16 protein-coding genes are annotated in these 19,966 nt (G+C 21.1%); 10 read left to right on the forward strand and 6 right to left on the reverse strand.

Annotation, left to right across the window (positions count from 1 at the left end):
• Positions 1 to 13: 13 nt before the first annotated feature.
• The 4 genes from nfo to RJD44_RS00530 all read left to right on the forward strand — a co-directional run bounded on the left by nfo (position 14) and on the right by RJD44_RS00530 (position 3,108).
• Complete coding sequence (gene nfo, locus RJD44_RS00515) at positions 14 to 856, forward strand: deoxyribonuclease IV (protein WP_343190035.1); 843 nt, start codon at positions 14 to 16, stop codon at positions 854 to 856.
• A gap of 24 nt (positions 857 to 880) precedes the next feature.
• The gene (gene rplY, locus RJD44_RS00520) at positions 881 to 1,177 is read left to right on the forward strand and encodes a 50S ribosomal protein L25 (RefSeq protein WP_343190036.1); all 297 of its coding nucleotides are present in this window, start codon (positions 881 to 883) and stop codon (positions 1,175 to 1,177) included.
• A 234-nt stretch (positions 1,178 to 1,411) separates the two neighbouring features.
• A complete protein-coding gene (gene rsmA, locus RJD44_RS00525; protein ID WP_343190037.1) occupies positions 1,412 to 2,218 on the forward strand; it encodes a 16S rRNA (adenine(1518)-N(6)/adenine(1519)-N(6))-dimethyltransferase RsmA in 807 nt (268 codons plus the stop codon).
• Between the two features lie 62 nt (positions 2,219 to 2,280).
• Positions 2,281 to 3,108 carry a symmetrical bis(5'-nucleosyl)-tetraphosphatase gene (locus RJD44_RS00530; RefSeq protein WP_343190038.1) on the forward strand — a complete coding sequence of 276 codons (828 nt, stop codon included), beginning with the start codon at positions 2,281 to 2,283 and terminating at the stop codon, positions 3,106 to 3,108.
• 85 nt (positions 3,109 to 3,193) lie between these two features.
• Here RJD44_RS00530 and carB read toward each other — a convergent pair whose 3' ends face one another.
• The 4 genes from carB to ileS form a co-directional block, all read right to left on the reverse strand.
• Positions 3,194 to 6,415, reverse strand: coding sequence for a carbamoyl-phosphate synthase large subunit (carB, locus tag RJD44_RS00535; RefSeq protein ID WP_343190039.1), 3,222 nt, complete (start codon positions 6,413 to 6,415; stop codon positions 3,194 to 3,196).
• Entirely contained in the window at positions 6,408 to 7,541 is a 1,134-nt protein-coding gene (gene carA / locus RJD44_RS00540; RefSeq protein ID WP_343190040.1) for a glutamine-hydrolyzing carbamoyl-phosphate synthase small subunit, read from the reverse strand. Before carA ends, carB begins: the two co-directional genes overlap by 8 nt.
• An 11-nt stretch (positions 7,542 to 7,552) precedes the next feature.
• The gene (gene dapB, locus RJD44_RS00545; RefSeq protein WP_343190041.1) at positions 7,553 to 8,314 is read right to left on the reverse strand and encodes a 4-hydroxy-tetrahydrodipicolinate reductase; all 762 of its coding nucleotides are present in this window, start codon (positions 8,312 to 8,314) and stop codon (positions 7,553 to 7,555) included.
• A gap of 123 nt (positions 8,315 to 8,437) precedes the next feature.
• Positions 8,438 to 11,230, reverse strand: a complete 2,793-nt coding sequence (gene ileS / locus RJD44_RS00550) for an isoleucine--tRNA ligase (RefSeq protein ID WP_343190042.1) — start codon at positions 11,228 to 11,230, stop codon at positions 8,438 to 8,440.
• Between the two features lie 289 nt (positions 11,231 to 11,519).
• On the opposite strand from ileS, the gene rpsT reads away from it, so the two are divergent.
• Complete coding sequence (gene rpsT, locus RJD44_RS00555; RefSeq protein ID WP_343190043.1) at positions 11,520 to 11,792, forward strand: 30S ribosomal protein S20; 273 nt, start codon at positions 11,520 to 11,522, stop codon at positions 11,790 to 11,792.
• Between the two features lie 95 nt (positions 11,793 to 11,887).
• On the opposite strand, the gene dnaJ is transcribed toward rpsT, so the two are convergent.
• The gene (gene dnaJ / locus RJD44_RS00560; protein WP_343190044.1) at positions 11,888 to 13,030 is read right to left on the reverse strand and encodes a molecular chaperone DnaJ; all 1,143 of its coding nucleotides are present in this window, start codon (positions 13,028 to 13,030) and stop codon (positions 11,888 to 11,890) included.
• A gap of 117 nt (positions 13,031 to 13,147) precedes the next feature.
• Positions 13,148 to 15,055, reverse strand: coding sequence for a molecular chaperone DnaK (gene dnaK, locus RJD44_RS00565; RefSeq protein WP_343190045.1), 1,908 nt, complete (start codon positions 15,053 to 15,055; stop codon positions 13,148 to 13,150).
• 151 nt (positions 15,056 to 15,206) lie between these two features.
• Between dnaK and ndhC the strand changes: the two genes are divergently transcribed.
• From ndhC to nuoF, 5 genes are read left to right on the forward strand one after another with little or no spacing between them, the layout of a single operon-like run.
• Positions 15,207 to 15,623 (forward strand): NADH-quinone oxidoreductase subunit A, encoded by a 417-nt coding sequence (gene ndhC / locus RJD44_RS00570; RefSeq protein ID WP_343190046.1) that lies wholly within the window; start codon positions 15,207 to 15,209, stop codon positions 15,621 to 15,623.
• A 27-nt stretch (positions 15,624 to 15,650) separates the two neighbouring features.
• Positions 15,651 to 16,304, forward strand: coding sequence for a NuoB/complex I 20 kDa subunit family protein (locus RJD44_RS00575; protein WP_343190047.1), 654 nt, complete (start codon positions 15,651 to 15,653; stop codon positions 16,302 to 16,304).
• 21 nt (positions 16,305 to 16,325) lie between these two features.
• Positions 16,326 to 18,110: an NADH-quinone oxidoreductase subunit C/D gene (gene nuoC / locus RJD44_RS00580; protein WP_343190048.1), complete on the forward strand. Its 1,785-nt coding sequence runs from the start codon at positions 16,326 to 16,328 to the stop codon at positions 18,108 to 18,110.
• Between the two features lie 37 nt (positions 18,111 to 18,147).
• A complete protein-coding gene (gene nuoE, locus RJD44_RS00585; protein ID WP_343190049.1) occupies positions 18,148 to 18,621 on the forward strand; it encodes an NADH-quinone oxidoreductase subunit NuoE in 474 nt (157 codons plus the stop codon).
• Positions 18,618 to 19,955: an NADH-quinone oxidoreductase subunit NuoF gene (gene nuoF / locus RJD44_RS00590; RefSeq protein WP_343190050.1), complete on the forward strand. Its 1,338-nt coding sequence runs from the start codon at positions 18,618 to 18,620 to the stop codon at positions 19,953 to 19,955. The genes nuoE and nuoF overlap by 4 nt, the downstream gene beginning before the upstream one ends.
• The last annotated feature ends 11 nt before the right edge of the window (positions 19,956 to 19,966 follow it).

A 19,966-nucleotide genomic window follows, 5' to 3' on the forward strand; every position in this document is an offset into this window, starting at 1 on the left:
AATTTAATTGTTTATGTCTAAATATATAGGGTCACATTTTAGCAATTTAAATGGAATAGAAAAAGTTTTTTTAGAGGCAAAAAAAATAAACGCCACAGCTATATCTTTTTTTTTAAAAAATCCACGAAAATGGTTTGAAAAAGACATTAATAAAAATGTTATAAAAAAGTTTAAGCATAATATGAAAAAATATAATTTTATATATGATCAGATATTACCGCATGCTAGTTATTTGATTAATTTATGTAATCCTAATAAGAAAAAAAATTATTTATCCAAAAAATCTCTTTTATCAGAAATAATTATATGTAAAAAATTAGGAATAAAATATATTAATGTTCATCCTGGAAATTATATTGAAGATAATAACTTTAAAACATGTTTTAAATTAGCTTCTAATATGATAAATGAAATTTTTTGTGAAGTTGATAATGTTTCTATAATATTAGAAAATACTTCTGGAAGCGGAACTAGTATAGGTGGTAAATTTGAATATTTATATGAAATAATAAATTTAGTAAAAGATTCTTCTAGAATTGGTGTTTGTATTGATACTTGTCATTTATTTTCTTATGGATATGATATACGTACTTTTGAAAAAATAAAAGACGTATTTTATAAATTTAATAGTGTAATAGGGTTTGATTATTTGAAAGGTATACATTTAAATGACTCTGTTGGTGGATTAGGAAGTAAAATAGATAGACATGAAAATTTAGGTTATGGCAAAATAGGAAATAATATTTTTTCTTTTATAATGAATAGTACAAAATTTGATAATATTCCAATTATATTAGAGACGAAAAAAAAATATCTTAGAGAAAAAGAAATTATATGGTTAAAAAATTTATTTTAACTTTTTTATATTATAAGGATAATTATGAAAATTTTTATAAAAGCATATTTTAGAAATAAATTAGGTACTAAAAATAGTAGAAGATTAAGAAAAGAAGAAAAATGTCCTTGTATTTTGTATTCATTAAATAATAAAGAAATTCCTATTTATTTAAAATATGATGAAATATTTAAGTTAAAAAATATAAAAAATGTTTATAATAAAAAAATTATAATTATTTTTGATAAAATTAATTATTTAGTAAAAATAAATGAAATTCAAAGACATATTTTTAAAAATAATATATTGCATATAGACTTTTTTTTAATAAAAAAAATTTGATATTTTTTATTTCTTGAATATATTTATATTAGTTTTATCATTTTTTTAAAATTTTGTATATTTTAAAAAGTTTGTAAATATTTTTTTATATATTTTATAAATATAAAATTTTTATATTTTTAATTTAAATTCATATTTATATATATTTTTTTTTATTTAACAACTTTATTATTTTAATATTTTGTGTATTATCAGTAAATTAATGTAATAATGAAATTTTTTAAGGATTTTATTATGAATACAAACTTTTTAAAAAAAATAAATATTAAAAAATCTCTTGGTCAAAATTTTTTAGTAGATAATGATGTTTTAAAAAAAATTGTAAAGTATATTAATCCAAAATTTAATGACAAAATTTTTGAAATAGGTGCAGGTACTGGTTGTTTAACAAAGATATTATATAATCATGTAAAAACAATGTCAATTATAGAAATTGATAGTTCCTTATATAATGTCTTAAAAAAATATTTTTTAGATAAAAATGTTATAATTTTTAATGAAAATATATTGCATTTTGATTTTAAAAAATATTTAAAAAATTATAATTTTGTAAGGATAGTAGGTAATGTTCCTTATAATATTTCTATAAATATAATTTTTTATTTTTTAAATTTTTTAGATAACATAAAAGATATGCATTTTATGCTACAATATGAAGTAGCAAAAAAAATATCAGCTAAAATAGGAAGTAAATGTTACGGAAAGCTTAGTATACTTTTACAATATTATTTTAGAATAAAAATTCTATTGGAAGTAAATTCAAAGTCATTTTTTCCTGTTCCTAAAGTTAATTCTTGTTTTGTAAAATTTATTCCAACAAAAAGATTTTTTAAAAATAATGTTAATATAAAATATTTTAAATATATAGTTTCTACTGCATTTTCACAAAGAAGAAAAACTATAAAAAATAGTTTATCCAATATTTTTAAAAAAGATATTTTCAAAATTTTAAAAATTGATTCTTCATTAAGAGCTCAAAATTTAACTATTTTAGAATATTGTAGATTGACAAAATATTTTGTTAAAAATATTTTTATTTAGTAATTTTTTTATTTTGTTTTCATTGTTATAATTTTAATTATATTTTTTAATTTTTGAAAAATATGAATATTTATTTTATTGGAGATATACATGGATGTTTTACTCAATTACAAAATTTATTGAATACAGTTAAATTTAATTATAACAAAGATGCTTTATGGTTAACTGGAGATTTAGTAGAAAAAGGACCTGATTCTTTTAAAGTATTAAAATTTTTATATGAAAATAAAAATTCTGTAAAGTTAGTTTTAGGAAATCATGATCTTAATTTAATAAGATTATATTTTAAAAAAATTTTATATCCTAAAATATTTTATGAATCTAAATATTATCATTATGATTTTGATAACATGAAAAACATTATAGATTGGTTAAGAAAACAACCATTGTTTAGAGTAAATTATAAAAAAAAATTTGTAATATCACATGCTGGTATTCCTCCTAATTGGAACATTCAATTATCTCAGATTTATTCTAAAAAAATACAAAAAATTTTAAGTGGGAGTGATTATGAAAAAATTTTTTATTTTTTAGAGATGATGTTTGTAAAAAGTTGTAAGTGGAAAAAATCATTAAAATATGATGATAAAATAAAATTTGCTATAAATGGGTTTACTAGAATGAGATATTGTTTTAAAAAAACTTATGATTTGGATTTAGTATATAAAGAATTTCCTAATAAAATTTTAAAAAATAATTTAATACCATGGTTTTCAATAAAAAACAATATTCCAAAAGGATTTATTATAATTTTTGGACATTGGTCATCATTAAATGGTAAAGGAGTTCCGAAGAATTTTTATGCTTTAGATACGGGTTGTTATTTAGGAAATAAATTAACTTTATTAAGATGGAAAGATAAAAAAAAATTTTATGAAACGTTTTATTAATTTATAATTAAAATAAATAAATATATTTTAAAACACAAAAACTTTTTTCATAAAAAATTTTTGTGTTTTTTATAAAATATATTTTTTATATAACATTTCTTGTATGCAATGTTTGCAAAGAATTTATATTTTTATAAGGTTTATTTTTTAATGATGATGCTGTTGCATAAGATAGCCTAGTTGTAGTATCAAAATAAATATTATATTTTATTGCATTTTTTATTATTTTAAAGTATTTTTTTTCATTTTTTTTATTTCTATTTTTTGTACATATTATATAATCATATTTTTTTTCTTTTATATAATTTATAGTTTTATAAAATTTTTTGTTTACTACATTTATTTGCAACTGATTTTCTATATTATACTTTTTTAAATAAGTATTTATTTTTTTCGTTGTATATATAGCGAATCCTATTTTTTTTAGTTTTTTTAATGTTTTTATTATTTTTTTTATATCTGATTTTGTTATATATAAAAAAACTTTTTTTATTTTTGTTATATTGGTTTTTTGAGATAATATTATTTTTGAAAAAGCTTCTTTAAAGCTATTTCCTATTCCCATTATTTCTCCTGTAGATTTCATTTCAGGTCCTAATTGATAATTAGATTCATAAAATTTATTAAATGGAAATATTGATTCTTTTATAGAGAAATATTCAGGAATTATTTCATTTTTTATATTTTGTTTTCTTAAAGATATACCGCATATTACTTTAGAAGCAATTTTTATTAATGGTAATCCTATAGCTTTAGATATAAATGGTATAGTTCTTGATGCTCTCGGATTTACTTCTAAAATATATATTTTTTTGTTTTTTATTGCAAATTGTATGTTTATCATACCTTTTATTTTGAGATAAATAGATATTTTTTTAACTTGTTCTTTTATTTTATTTTTTATTTTATTTTCTATTGTATAAGTTGGTAAAACACATGCAGAATCTCCGGAATGAATTCCTGCTTTTTCTATATGTTCTAATATTCCTGCTATAAAAACATCTTTACCATCACAAATTGCATCTACATCTATTTCTTTAGCATCTTCTATATAATGATCTAATAAAATTGGTGTTTTATTGTTTTCATCATAAAATGTTTTAAAATATTTTTTTAATCCATTATTGTTATATATTATTTCCATATTTTTTCCTCCTAAAACATATGATGGTCTTACTATAATAGGAAAACCTATTTTTTTTGCTTTTGATATTCCTTGTTTTAAATTTAAAATTGTAGAATTTTTTGGTTGTTTTAAATTTAATTTTTTTATTAATTTTTGAAATTGTTTTCTGTCTTCTGTCTTTTTTATGCTTTTTATGTTTGTTCCTAAAATATTAACTTTTTGTTTATGTAGTTGATTGGCTAATTTTATTGGAGTCTGACCTCCATACTGTATTAATACTCCTAATGGTTTTTCTATTCTTACTATATTTAATATATGTTCTATTGTAATTGGTTCAAAATATAATTTATCAGAGATATTATAATCTGTTGAAACAGTTTCCGGATTACAATTTATCATAATAGTTTCAAAGTTTATTTCTTTTAATGCTATTGATGCATGTACACAGCAATAATCAAATTCTATTCCTTGTCCTATTCTATTAGGACCACTTCCTATTATTAGTACTTTATTTTTTTTTTTAGTTGGATTAGATTCACATTGTTTATCCCATGTAGAATACATGTATGTAGTCTTAGAAGGGAATTCTGCTGAGCACATATCTATTCTTTTATAAACTGGGTATAAGTTATATTTTTTTCTTATTTTTCTTATACTTTTTTCTTTAATTTTTGTTAAATATGATATTCTAGAATCTGAAAAACCATTTTTTTTCATTAATTTTAAAAATTTATAACTTATATTCTTTTTTTTATTTTTTATTATTTTTTTTTCTAATTTTATTATTTGTATGATTTGATTTATAAACCATTTATCAATGTTTGTTAAATCAAAAATTTTTTCTGCACTAAATCCAATTCTTATAGCATCTGCTAAATATAAAATTCTATTTTGTCCTGCAGTTTTTAGTTCATATTCTATTTTTGATTTATTTTTTTTTACAAATTGTGTAGAAAATCCATTTAGCCCATTTTCTAAACTACATAAACCCTTTTGAAAAGATTCTTGAAATGTTCTTCCTATAGACATAATTTCACCAACAGATTTCATTTGTGTTGTTAATCTGTCATTACAATTTTTAAATTTTTCAAAATTAAATCTAGGTATTTTTGTAACTATATAATCTATAGATGGTTCAAAAGATGCTGATATTTTATTTTTAGTAATATCGTTTTTTAACTCGTCTAGAGTATAACCTATAGACAATTTTGTAACGATTCTAGCTATTGGAAAACCAGTAGCTTTTGAAGCTAATGCTGATGATCTAGATACTCTAGGATTTACTTCTATTACTATAATTTTTCCATTCTTTGGATTTAATGCAAATTGTACGTTTGACCCCCCAGTTTTTATTCCTATTTTTTCTAATATTGAAATTGATGCATTTCTCATATATTGATATTCTTTATCAGTTAGAGTTTGTGCTGGAGCTATTGTTATAGAATCTCCCGTATGTATTCCCATTGGATCTATATTTTCTATAGAACATATTACTATACAATTTTTATTTATATCTTTTATAATTTCTATTTCAAATTCTTTCCATCCTATCAGAGATTCATCTATCTGTAATTGGTTTATAGGAGAAGATTCTAATCCTATTTTGCAAATTTTTTCGAATTCTTGCATGTTGTATGCTATTCCACTTCCACTGCCACCCATTGTAAAAGATGATCTTATGATACATGGGAATCCAATTTTTTTTATAATTTTTTTTGCTGAACTAATATTTTTAGCGATTTTAGATTTTGCTGTAAGTAAATTTATTTCTTTCATTGCTTTTTTAAAAAGTTTTCTATTTTCGGAATTATTTATTGCTTCTGGAGTAACTCCGATTATTTCTACTTTATTTTTATGTAATATATTTTTTTTATTAAGTTTCATTACGCAATTTAATGCAGTTTGACCTCCCATAGTTGGTAATATTGCATTTGGTTTTTCTTTTTTTATTATTTTTTCTATTATTTTCCAATGTATTGGTTCTATATATGTTGAATCTGATATTTCAGGATCTGTCATAATTGTTGCAGGATTAGAATTAATTAAAATTACTTTAAAACCTTCTTCTTTTAAAGCTTTACAAGATTGCGTGCCAGAATAGTCAAATTCACAAGCTTGCCCTATTACAATGGGACCTGATCCTATTACTAAAATTTTTTTTATATCTTTTCTTTTAGGCATTTTTTGTATCTCTGTTTTTATATTTTTTTACAATTTTTAAAAAATTTTTTAATATTATTACTGCATCATTTGGCCCTGGATTTGCTTCTGGATGTCCTTGAAATCCTATTGCATTTCTTTTTTTTATTAATATTCCTTGTATTGTTTTATCTAATAATGAAATATGAGTTATTTCTATATTTTTTTGATTTTTTGATTTTAATACTGAAAAATTATGATTTTGAGATGTTATCAATATTTTGTTTGTTTTTAATTCTTTAACAGGATGATTAGATCCATGATGACCAAATTTCATTTTTTTTATTTTCATGTCGTTTGATATTGCTAATAATTGATGTCCTAAACATATGCCTAATATTGGTATTTTTGTGTTTTTTAATATATTTTTTATTATTTTTATTTCTTCTAAATATTCATTTGGATTTCCAGGGCCATTTGACAATAATATTCCATGAGGATAATATTTTAGAATTTTTTTTACTTTTGTATTAGATGGTACAACTATAATATTACAATTGTTTTGTGATAAAAATTTTAAAATACTATGTTTAATTCCATAGTCATAAACTATTATATTTATTTTTTTTTCTATTTTTTTTTTTAATTTTTTATCATTCCATACATATATTTTTTTTGTAGATATTTTTTTTTTTTTTTTTTTATTTTTAAAATATATAATTTTTTTTTTAGCTAATTCATAATTTTTTTTTTTATTTTCAAATATACATCCTATTTGAGTTCCAAAATTTCTTATTATGTTTGTTAATTCTCTAGTATCTACATCATAGATTGATATTATTTTTTTTTCTAATAAAAATTTTTCTAAAGTTTTTTGTGATTTATAGTGATTAGGATTTTTGCAAATATTTTTAAATATTAAACCACTTAAATACACAGAGTTAGATTCATTATCTTCACAATTTATTCCTGTGTTTCCTATATTAGGAGAAGTTAACAATACTATTTGGTTAAAATATGATGGATCAGTAATTATTTCTTGATATCCAGTTATTGACGTATTGAATATTATTTCTCCTGTACAAAATTTATTAAATCCAATTAATTTGCCTTCAAAAGTTGTATTATTTTCTAACATTAATATTGCTTTTTTTTGTTTTTTTTCCATAATATATTTTTTTATTTTCTTTTTATTATATTTTTCATACTAAACAATCCGCTTTTTCTTTTATAAGACCATATTGCAGATTGTATAGCTCCAATTGCGAATATAGATCTATTTTTTGCTACGTGTTTTATTTTTAAAGTTTCATTTTTATTTGAAAATGAAATTGTATGATTTCCTATAATATTACCAAATCTTGTTGAAATAAAATTAATATTTTTGTTTTTTAATATTTCTTTTTTAGATGTTTTTTTTCCCAACTTTTTATTTATTATTTTTCCAAATTCTATAGATGTGCCAGAAGGAGAATCCTTTTTGTTTTTATGATGTTCTTCTTTTATTGTTATTTTTTCGTTTATTAAATTTTTTTGTATTTTTTCTAAAAAAAAATATATTAAATTTATTCCTGTACTAAAATTTGAAGATTTTACTATACAAATTTTTTTTGAAGATAATTTTATAAATTTTTCTTGATTTTCATCAAAACCTGTAGTTCCAATAACTATATTTTTTTTGTGTTTAATACAATATTTTATATTTTTCATTGTGTTATTTTTTTCAGAAAAATCTATCATTACATCAAAATTTTTGTTTTTATCATTTAAACATGTATAAGTTGGAATTTTTTCCTTTATATTTTTTTTATTATTTTTTATTTCCTTTACTAACATCATTGATAAAATAATATTATTTTTTTTTAAAGCTTCTTTTATAAGTATTTTACCCATTCTTCCGTTGGCGCCTGAAATGGCTAATTTAATTTTTTTATTTTTCATAAAATTATAATTTTTGATATAAATATTTAATATGTTAAAATATTTTTTTTATAAAATATAGTAATATATATTATTTGTTTATTTATGTTAATTTATATTTTTTAATTTTTTTAGAAATATTTTTTATAAAAAAATTCTTGTTTCTCCTTTTTCATATATATTTTTTAAGCATCTATTGCATAAGTTGTTATCTTTAGATTTTTTTTTATTGTTTTTTTTGAAAAAATTCCAACATCTTTCACACTTTTTTCCTAAAACTTTTTTTACATATATTTTAATTTTTTTTGATGTATTTTTTTTATGATTTTTTTTTATTTTTACTTTTGATGATATAAACATGAATTTTATTTCTTTTTTCATTATTTTTATTTTTTTTTCTATATCTTTACTTATATATATTTTTAAATAAGATTCTAAAGAATTTTTTATAATTTTTTTTCTTATAGATTTTTCTATTTCTTTGTTTACTTTATTTTTTATTAATATTAGATTTTCCCAGTCATATAAATTTAAAATTTCATTTTTTGAAAAACTTTTTAAATTTTTAAACCATGTTTTTGTAAATATAAAATCATTTTTTTTTTTTTTTATAAAGCTCCATGATTCTTCTGATGTAAATGGTAAAATTGGAGATATCCATCTTATTATTGTGTTTAATATATTATATAAAACAGTTTGACAACTTTTTCTTTCTAAACTTTTTTTTGGTAATGTATATAATCTATCTTTTACTATGTCTAAATAAAATGAACCTAATTCTATATTAAAAAATTTTATAATAATATTTATTATTTTATGAAATTTATATTTTTCATAAAAATATATTATTTTATCTTGTATTATTTTTGTTTTTCCTATTATCCATTTATCTATTAATATTAAATTTTTATATTTTATTTTTTCTAAATTTTCTTGAAAGTCATATAAATTAGATAACATAAATCGAATTGTATTTCTTATTTTTCTATATATATCTGTAATATTTTTTATAACATTTTGTGAAATTACTATTTCTTTAGAATAATCAGTAGAAGCAACCCATAATCTAAGTATATCTGCGCCAAAATTTTTTATTATTTTACTAGGTTTTATTATATTTCCCTTAGATTTTGACATTTTTTTTCCATTTTTATCTACTACAAATCCGTGCGCTATTATATTTTTATACGGAGAAATTCTTTTAGTAGCTACTGATATTATTATTGAAGACATAAACCATCCTCTGTATTGATCAGATCCTTCTATATATAGGTCTGCTTGTTTTTTACTTGATATATTCTTATATATAGATTTTACATCTATGGATCCAGAATCAAACCATACATCTAATACATCATTACTTTTAAAAAATTTGTTTTCTTCTTCTTTTAAAAATTTTTTTTTATTTATATTGTCCCAATATTCATTTCCTAATTTATTGATATTTTTATAAATTTTTTTTATAAAATTTTTTGTGTTTTTGTGCATTTTATTAGTTTTTTTATTTACAAAAATTGTTATTGGTACTCCCCAATGTCTTTGTCTAGAAATACACCAATCAGGTCTATTTTTTAACATTGTAATCATTTTTTTTTGCCCCCATTTAGGATACCAATTAACTTTTTTTATTTCTTTAATTATATTTTTTTTTAAATTGTTTTTATTTAAATTTATAAACCACTGAGGTCTAGAAATAAAAATGGTAGGATAATTGTGTCTCCAACAAAATGGATATTTATGTAAAATAATTTTTTCACACATTATTTTATTTTTTTTTTTTAATATTTTTATAATTTTTTTATTTGAATCAAACACAAAAGTATTGTCTAATAATTTGTGAACATTTTTTTTATAAAAACCAGTTTTTTTTATTAAATTTAATAAATTTATATTATATTTTTTGCTTATTTCAAAATCTTCTTGACCGTGATCAGGAGCTATATGTACTAATCCAGTTCCTAATTTTAAATTAACATGTTTTGATAAAATTATTGGAATATTCTTTTTCATAAAAGGATGGCAACAATGTGTAAATTCTAATTTTTTTCCTAATACACTATTAATAATTTTATATTTTGATATATTAAATTCTTTTAATACAGATATAGTTATTTTTTTTGCTATTATTAAATTAAATTTTTTAGTTTCTATAAAATTATAATTTATATTAGAATTTACAGATATAGCTTGATTTGATGGTAAACTCCATGGAGTAGTTGTCCATATAGGTGCGTAAATTTTTTTTTTATTTTTTTTTTTCAAAATTTTTTTTATATTTTCATTTTTTATTATTTTAAACAAAACAAAAATTGTATTACAGTTTTTGGTTTTATGTTTTAATTCTGCTTCAGCTAATGAAGATTGGCACTTTATACACCAATGTATTGGTTTATATGCAGAATATACATATTCTTTTTCAATTATATTTTTTAATTTTTTTATTACATTTACTTGACTATCTATGTTCATAGTATTATATGAATTATGCCAATCAGAAAAAATTCCTAATCTTATAAATTCTTTTTTTTGTTTTTCTATTTGTTTTAATACATATTTTTTACACTTTTTTTTAAAAATTTTTTTTGATATTTTTTCTATATTTTGTTTATTTTTTTCTTCAATTTTGTGTTCTATTGGAAGCCCATGACAATCCCAAGTAGGTGTATATAAAGTATTAAATCCAGATAAGTTTTTAGATTTTATTATTATATCTTTTAAAATTTTGTTTAAAGCGTGCCCTATATGTATATTTCCATTTGCATATGGAGGTCCATCTTGTAGTATAAATTTTTTTTTGTTTATATTATTTTTTTTAATTATTTCTTGTATTTTTATTTTGTCCCATTTTTTTAATATTTTTGGTTCTTTTTGTAATAAATTTGCTCTCATAGAGAATTTTGTTTTAGGTAAGTTTAATGTTTTTTTATAATTTTTCATATCATTTTTATTGTTTTAAAATATGTTATTATTTGTATATAAAAGAAATTTTTAAATATTAATTTTTTGTAATATAAGAACATGTTTTTGTATATAAAATAATTTTAATATTTATGTTTTTAAATAAAAAAATAATTATTTTTTAAAAATTATTAAAGTTATTTTTTATTTTATTAAAAATTACATATTATATGATAATATTTATAATATTTAAAATATTATTAATTATAATATAATAAAATTTATATATTATATAATTTATATATATAAATTTTTTATAATAATCTTTATGGCAAATATAAAATCTTCTAAAAAAGATAAAAAAAAATCTTACAAACGCAGACAACATAATATAAGTAAAAAATCTAAAATAAAAACTTTTTTAAAAAAAGTTTTATTTTATGTACAGAAAAAAGATTTAAAAAATTGTGTATTATCTTTCAAAAATTTTCAATCTGTTGTAGACAAATGTTCTTTAAAAAAAATAATACATAAAAACAAAGCGTCTAATTACAAACATAATTTAATAAAAAAAATAAAACAAATTAATATTAAAAATTAAATATAAATATTCTTTTTATTTTAATATTTTTATTTATATTTTTTAGGAGGCATTAATGCATTGCCTCCTTATTTTCAATTAAATTTATTAACATTTTATATTTTATATTTTCGTAAATTTTGAAAAAATTTTTTTACTTTATAAAAAAATCTTTCATATTTTGGACTATTTCTATTACCATTAGATTTATTTAAACTTTTTCCTAATTTATAAATTATTTTTTTTTGATTTTCATTTAAATTTACTGGTGTTTCAACAATTATTTTACATATTAAATCACCGCGATAATTGTTATTTATTGATTTTATACCTTTTTCTCTTATTCTAAATAATTTTCCATATTGTGTTTCTTTTGGAATTTTTAGTTTTATTTTTCCATTTAATGTAGGTACTTCAACAATACCTCCAATAGCTGCTGTTGAAAAATTTATAGGTATTTTACAATATAAATTAGATTTTTTTCTTTTAAAAATTGGGTGTTTATTTATTTTTATTTTTACATATAAATCTCCATATGGGGCGTTGTTTTTTCCTGCTTCTCCTTCTTCACTTAATTTTATTTTATCACCAGAATCTATACCTGATGGTATTTTTATAGATAATGTTCTTATTGTATTTAATCTTCCTTCTCCATTACATTTATAACATGGATCTTTTATATATTTTCCTTTTCCATTACAAGTGTAACAGGTTTGCTGTACAGTGAAAAATCCCTTTCTAGCATGTATTTGACCGCTACCATTACATGTATAACATTCATTATTATTTAAATTATTTTTATTTCCTGTTCCTTTACAAAAATTACATTTTTTTAATGTAGGTATTTTGATTATTTTTTTTGTTCCATTCAATACGTCTTCTAAATTAATATTTAATAAATATTCTAAATCAGAACCTTTTTCATATTTATTTCTTTTTTCATCACCAAAAATATCTCCGAATACTTCTCCAAATATATCACCAAAGTCGTTTGTACTTGAAAAACTGTTATTAAAATTGTTATTACCAGATTGATCAAAAGCTTGATGACCATATTTGTCATATGCTGATCTTTTTTCTGTATTTGATAAAATTTCATAAGCTTCTTTTACTTCTTTAAATTTTTCTTCATAACTTTTGTTACCTTGGTTTCTATCTGGATGATATTTTATTGCTAACTTTTTATAAGCTTTTTTTATTTCTAAATCTGTTGCTGACTGAGATATTCCTAAAATTTTATAGTAATCTTTTTTAGACATTCTCTATTTTCCTAAATTTGATATATAAAAATCACGGGTTCAGAAATATCTGCCCCGTGTAAATTTTTAGAAGCGTAAAAAAAATAAAAATACATTTTTAAATAAATTTTTTATTTTTTATTTTTTAGAATTTTTTACTTCTTCAAATTCAGCGTCTACTACGTTTTTTTCTTTTTTTTTTGTATTTTCACTATTTTTTGTATTTTCAGATTTATTATTATTATAAAATTGCATAATTTCAGAGGATGTTTTTATTACTAATTGTATATTTTTTTCTATTTTTTCTTTATTCTCACCTTTTAATGAAATATCTAATTCTTTTAAAACTTTTTCTATTTTTTCTTTGTTTTCTTTACTAATTTTATTATTGTTTAATAATTGTTTTTTTGTGCTATGAGAAATTTGGTCACCATGATTTTTTATTTTCATCAATTCTTCAAATTTTCTATCATTTTCAGAATTTTTTTCTGCATCATTTATCATATTTTTTATTTCTGTTTCACTTAATCCAGAAGATGCTTTAATAATTATTTTTTGTTCTTTATTTGTTTTTTTATCTTTTGCTGAAACATGTAATATGCCATCTGCATCTATATCAAATGTAACTTCTATTTGAGGCATTCCTCTAGGTGATGGTTGTATACCATCTAAATTAAATTGTCCTAATGATTTGTTATTTATAGCTCTTTTTCTTTCACCTTGTAAAACGTGTATTGTTACTGCTGATTGATTATCTTCTGCTGTAGAAAATATTTGACTATGTTTTGTAGGTACAGTAGTATTTTTATTTATTAGAGTAGTCATTACCCCGCCCATTGTTTCTATTCCTAATGATAATGGAGTCACATCTAATAATAATACGTCTTTTACAGAACCTGATAATACTCCCCCTTGTACAGCTGCACCTAATGCTACTGCTTCATCTGGATTAACATCTTTTCTAGGTTTTTTTCCGAAGAATTCAGTTACTTCTTTTTGTACCATAGGCATTCTTGTTTGACCACCAACCAAAATTATTTCATTTATATCAGATTTTGATAATTTTGCATCTTTTAATGCTACTTTTAGCGGGTTGATAGATTTTTTTATTAAATCTTCTACTAATGATTCTAATTTTGATCTAGTTAATTTTATATTAAAATGCTTAGGACCATTTGCATCTGCTGTTATATAAGGTAAGTTTATATCAGTTTGATTTGCTGTTGATAGTTCAATTTTTGCTTTTTCTGAAGATTCTTTTAATCTTTGCATAGCTAGAGAATCTTTTCGTAAATCTATTCCTTGTTCGTTTTTGAATTCTTTTACTAAATAATTTATTATTCTACTATCAAAATCTTCTCCCCCTAAATGTGTATCTCCGTTAGTGGATAATACTTCAAATGTTTTTTCTTTATCTACTTCATCTATTTCTATTATTGATATATCAAATGTACCTCCTCCTAAATCATATACTGCTATAGTTCTGTTTCCTTTATTTTTATCTAAACCATATGCTAAAGCAGCTGCAGTAGGTTCGTTTATTATTCTTTTAACTTCTAATCCAGCTATTTTCCCAGCATCTTTTGTTGCTTGTCTTTGTGCATCATTGAAATATGCTGGAACAGTTATTACAGCTTTATTTATTTTTTCTCCTGTATATTCTTCAGCTGTTTTTTTCATTTTTTTTAATATTTCAGCTGAAATTTGAGGGGGAGCTATTTTTTTATCTTTTATTTTTATCCATGCATCTCCATTGTTAGAATTTATTATTTTATATGGCATAATTTTTATATCTTTTTGAACTTCTTTATCTGTAAATTTTCTACCTATTAATCTTTTTATTGCGAATAGAGTATTGTTTGGATTAGTTATTGCTTGTCTTTTAGCTGGTTTCCCTACTAAAATTTCTTTTTCTTTAGTATATGCTATAACTGATGGTGTTGTTCTATCACCTTCTGAGTTTTCTAATACTTTAGTTTTATTGTTGTCTATTATTGCTACACAAGAATTTGTAGTTCCTAAATCTATTCCTATAATTTTACTCATATTTTTTATTTCCAATTTTAAATTTTATATTGTTATAAAATTTTTCTCATAATATTTATCATGGGGTCTATTTTGTTATCAATCAAGTGTAAATACATTAAAAAAATTGATTTTTATATATAATTATATCAATATAAAAAATAAGTGTTATATGATAATATTTTATTATGTAATTTATAAAAGTTTTATTTTGTTTATTTCTAAAAATATGAAAGATTATTATATGTTAATTTGTTTATTTTCTTCAATAATATTTTGTACAATAATATTGTTAATAAGTAATTTTTTAGGTAATAAATCTGTGTCAAAAAATAAAAATTTACCATTTGAATCTGGGATATATTCTTACAGAAATACTAATTTAAGATTTTTTGTACAATTTTATTTGATAGTTTTATTTTTTGTAATCTTTGATACAGAATCTTTATATTTATATACTTGGTCTGTGAGTGTTAGATGTCTTTCTTGGAAAGGTTTTTTTGAATCTTTATTTTTTGTTTTTACATTGATGATTAGTTTTTTTTATATAATCAGATTAAACAGTTTTGAGATAAATAAAAAACATTAAAATTTTATATTTTTTTATAAGGATTTTATGAAATATATATTTACTAAAATAAGAAACAATAATTTAAAAAAAAAGAAAAAAAATATTTTTAAAAAAAATAGTCTAAAAAATATTTTTTTTGGAAGTTTAAAAAATATTATGAACAAAGTTGTAAATTGGGGAAGAAAAAATTCAATCTGGCCTTATAATTTTGGTTTATCTTGTTGTTATGTTGAAATGGCTACTAGTTTTACTTCTATTAGTGATGTTTCTAGATTTGGATCTGAAGTGATTAGAACTTCTCCTAGACAATCTGATTTAATGGTAATATCTGGTACTCCTTTTATCAAAATGGCCCCAATAATAAAATTGTTATATAATCAAATGTTAGAACCAAAATGGGTAATTTCTATGGGATCATGTGCTAATTCAGGGGGAATGTATGACATATATTCTGTTGTGCAAGGTGTTGACAAAATAATACCAGTTGATATTTATATTCCTGGCTGTCCTCCAAGACCTGAAGCATATATATACGCTTTAACATTATTACAAAAATCTATATCTAAAGAAAAAAGACCATTATCTTGGACAATAGATGATAATAAAAAATGTTATAAAAAAAATATTATTTCACAAAAATTTTTAAAAAGAGAAATTAGAAATAAGAAAATAAAATATAAAGATCAAAAAACTATTTAATAACTTTTTTTTAATAAAACTATGAAAACAAAAATAGAAAATTTTGAAAAAAAAAATAATTATTATGATTTTTTTACTATAAAAAAATTAATTAAAACATTCAATAAAAATATATTACATATACAACGTACTAAAATTGAGTGTGATGTAATTTGGATAAATAAAAATGTTTTAATAGATGTTTTAATTTTTTTAAAAAATATTAAAAAACCTTATATTTTTTTATATGATCTACATGGAATTGACGAAAGAACTAGAATTCATAAAATGAAATTACCAAAATCAGATTTTTCTGTATTTTATCATTTAATTTCTATTGAAAGGAATAAAGATATTTTAATAAAAGTACCAATAAATAAAAGTGACATGAGTGTAAAGAGTGTAACTAATATATTCATAAATGCTAATTGGTATGAATGTGAAACTTGGGAAATGTTTGGAATAAAATTTACAGGTCATCCTTTTTTAAGAAGAATTATTATGCCTAAAAATTGGAATGGATATCCATTAAGAAAAGATTATTTGGCTAGAGCAACAGAAAGAGAAGAATATAATTTAACTGAAGATTTAGAAAATTTAGAAATGGAATCTTTAAAATTTAATCCGAAAGATTGGGGGATGAAAAATGATAAAAAAAATTCTGATTTTATGTTTTTAAATTTAGGACCAAATCATCCTTCAGTGCATGGAGTTTTTAGAATAATTTTAAAATTATATGGTGAAAAAATTATAGATTGTGTTCCAGAAATAGGTTTTCATCATAGAGGTGCAGAAAAAATGTCAGAAAGACAGTCTTGGCATAGTTATATACCTTATACTGATAGAATAGAGTATTTAGGAGGTTGTATAAATGAAATGCCTTATATTCTTTCTATAGAAAAATTAGCTAATATAGTAGTTTCTGATAGAATAAAATTTATACGAGTAATGTTATCAGAACTATTTAGAATTAATAGTCATTTGTTATATATAGCTACGTTTGTACAAGACATAGGAGCTATGACACCAATATTTTTAATATTTACAGATCGTCAAAAAATTTATGACATAATAGAAGCCATTACTGGGTCAAGAATGCACCCTGCTTGGTTTAGAATAGGAGGAGTTTCTCAGGATTTGCCTATAGGATGGAACAAGTTATTAAAAAATTTTTTAGATTGGATACCTAATAGATTAAATAAATATTATTCAACTATTTTAAAAAATAGTATATTTATTAGTAGATCAAAAAATATAGCTGTTTATAATAAAGATGAAGCATTATCATGGGGTGTAACAGGTGCCGGATTAAGAGCTACAGGAATAAATTTTGACATACGTAAGTCTAGACCGTATTCTGGATATGAGAACTTTGATTTTAAAATACCTTTAGGAGAAAATAATAGTGATTGTTATACTAGAGTAATATTAAAGTTTGAAGAAATTTTTCAAAGTTTATGTATTTTAAAACAATGTATGAATAATATGCCAGAAGGACCTTTTAAATCTGATCATCCTTTGACTACAACTCCTCCTAAAGAATTAGTTTTAAATGACATTGATAGTATGATATCTCATTTTTTGCAAGTTTCTTGGGGTACAATAATGCCTATAAATGAATCTTTCCAAATGATAGAAGGAACTAAAGGAATAAATAGTTATTATATAATTAGTGATGGAAGTAATATGAGTTACAGAACTAGAATAAGAACGCCTAGTTTTCCTCATTTACAGCAAATTCCTTCAGTAATAAATGGTTATAATATTTCTGATTTAATATCATACTTAGGAAGTATAGATTTTGTAATGTCTGATGTAGATAGATAAATAATTAACTTAAAAATTTAATATATACAAAAACAATATGAAAAAAATATTGAGTAAAGAAGAAAAAACATTTATTTTAAAAGAATTAAATAAATATAAAAATCCTGATGCTGTTATTATAGAAATTCTTAAATTTGTACAAAAAAGATTGAGATGGATTTCTTTAGATACTATAAAAGAAATTTCAAAAATTATTTCTGTTCCAGCCTCTAAAATAGATAGTATAGCTACTTTTTATAATCAAATATTTAGAAGGCCTGTAGGAAAAAATATTATAAAATATTGTGATGGTGTGGTGTGTTATATAAATGGATACGAAAAAATAGAAGCAGAACTTTCTAATTATTTAAAAATTCAACCTGGTAATACTACAAAAGATAAAAAATTTACTTTAATACCAATTTGTTGCTTAGGAAATTGTCATAATAGTCCTACTATTATGATAAATGAAAATTTGTTTTCTAATGTTACTAAAAAATCAATAATAACTATATTAGATAATATTATATGAAAAATTTTTTTAATAAAAATGAAGAAACTCATCCATTAACATGGAGAATAAAAGATTTAAATAGTTCTATTTTTATAGATGAATATGAGAATAAAAAAGGTTATTTTGCTTTAAAGTTCGCTTTAAAAAATTTATCACCTGATGAAGTTATTTCAATTATAAAAAGCTCTAAATTAAAAGGAAGAGGTGGTGCAGGATTTTTTACTGGAAAAAAATGGGATTTAATGCCTAAAAAAAAAAATATTTTAGAAGATAGATATTTGATTTGTAATGCAGATGAGATGGAACCTGGAACATATAAAGATAGATTTTTGATAGAAAAATTACCTCATCTTTTATTAGAAGGAATAATATTAAGTGCATATGCTATAGGAGCTTCTGTTAGTTATATATTTTTAAGAGAAGAATATGTACTGTCAAAAATTTTATTAGAAAAATCTATATTAGAAGCTAAAAATAAAAATTATATAGGAAAAAATATATTAAATAGTGGATTTAATTTAAAAATTTTTATACATACAGGTGCAGGTAGGTACATTTGTGGTGAAGAAACAGCTTTAATAAATTCTATAGAAGGGAAAAGACCCAATCCTAGATATAAACCTCCATTTCCTTCTCATTTTGGTTTATGGGGTAAACCAACATGTGTAAACAATGTAGAAACTTTAGCAAATGTTCCAGCAATAGTTTTAAATGGTTCAAGTTGGTATAAAAATATTTCTAATAACGATGATACTGGAACTAAGTTAATGGGATTTTCAGGCAAAGTTAAAAATCCAGGTTTATGGGAAGTTCCATTTGGATTAACAGCTAGAGAATTATTAGAAGATTATGCTTGCGGTATGAAAGATGGATATAGCTTGAAGGCCTGGCTACCGGGAGGTTCTAGTACCGGTATTTTAACAGAATCTTATTTAGATGTATCTATGGATTTCAATAGTATTAATATAATTGGTAGTAGATTAGGAACTGCTATATCTATCGCAGTTGATAATAGTATTAATATTGTTTCTTTATTATTAAATATAGAAATGTTTTTCTCTAGAGAATCCTGTGGTTGGTGTACACCATGTAGAGAAGGTTTACCATGGTCTATAAAAATATTAAAAGATCTTGTTAATAAAAATGGAAGATTAGGTGATGTTGAAATGTTAGAAAAAATATGTAAAAATTTAGGTATAGGCAAGACTTTTTGTTCTTTTGCTCCTGGAGCTGTTAGCCCACTGTATAATGGTATTAAATATTTTAGAGAAGAATTTGACAATGGTATAGATACTAATTTACCAATTTATGAAAAAAAAGTTTGTGGTATTCAATCAAATATTTTTTCTTAATATATAAATTT

This window comes from Buchnera aphidicola (Astegopteryx bambusae) (assembly GCF_039365365.1).
GTDB lineage: Bacteria > Pseudomonadota > Gammaproteobacteria > Enterobacterales > Enterobacteriaceae > Buchnera_G > Buchnera_G aphidicola_B.